This is a genomic window from Ruoffia sp. FAM 20857, assembly GCF_045528645.1.
Taxonomy (GTDB): domain Bacteria; phylum Bacillota; class Bacilli; order Lactobacillales; family Aerococcaceae; genus Ruoffia; species Ruoffia halotolerans.
The window spans coordinates 1-1,029 of the sequence record NZ_JBGQRB010000109.1; the positions used below are offsets into that span (position 1 = coordinate 1).

At 36.5% G+C, this 1,029-nt stretch carries 1 protein-coding gene; it reads right to left on the minus strand.

The window, feature by feature from the left end:
* Window positions 1-106 precede the first annotated feature (106 nt).
* Window positions 107-790 carry a nucleoside phosphorylase gene (locus ACEN4N_RS11430; RefSeq protein ID WP_407090983.1) on the minus strand — a complete coding sequence of 228 codons (684 nt, stop codon included), beginning with the start codon at window positions 788-790 and terminating at the stop codon, window positions 107-109.
* Window positions 791-1,029: the final 239 nt, after the last annotated feature.

Below are 1,029 nucleotides of genomic sequence, written 5' to 3' on the forward strand. Positions count from 1 at the left end.
AAGATGTGTGTATGGATTCATAGCTTTCTCCTTCTAATAGTTGGTTGGTACATCTATTTTATAGGAAAACTATGGATCTTTTTTTATTTTATTATTGTTGTTGCACTTAAATTGTAAATTCGTCATAGGAATAGATAGTATCACCTTGAGTCAAATGATCTGATAAATTTAATAAGCCTATTGCCTTTTTATTTAACTTCTTCGCTACCGCTAACGTCGTTGCCGTTTCCATATCAACGCCCGTATAACCGTTATCGGACCATTTGTTTACCATGTCAACTGTTTCCAGAAGCATTGCACTTGTAGAAATTACACGTCCAATTGAATAGCTATATCCCTTCTTTTCACAGTAACTTATTGCTTCATTTACCATTGCTTCATCAGCTTTAACTACATCCTGATCAGGAAGGTACCACTGCGAAGCTCCATCTTGCATCCCGGCTTCAGTTACGATAAGTATATCCCCATATTTCACATCGTGTGTTAGTCCGCCACAATAACCCGTTTGAATAAATAAATCAGTTCCTGCTGCACCGAATTGATGGACAATGTTTGTTGCCATCGGCGCACCATAGACATTTGCGAAGCCGATCTTCGTCTCTCTATAATCACCTATTACTGTATTCCACTTAGGTAGCCAACTCTCATCTTTTAGTAATTCGCTCCATAATTTCAGGTTATCATCGTGCTCCCATTCACCATGAACTACAAAAGAAGCAGGAATTTTTTCTTCCCAAGCTCCTAATGCTTTTAACCAATCTTCTTTTAAAAACTCCCCGTATAATTTCATGAATTTCTCCCTATGTACTTTAATATATTTCTAATACCCTGAACAATTCATACTTTTCGTTGAAACATGTGCCAACTGCCTAACGGCAGCTTAAATTTACTTTTTCATTTTCACCTGTTAAGTGATGAAAAAAGAACCCCATTCTGATATGGTAAAGGTGTCTAAACCAACCATAAGAAAGGAGTTCTCTTCATGATTAGCTTACACAAAAACCAGGTAAAATTCAATTCAAACATCAT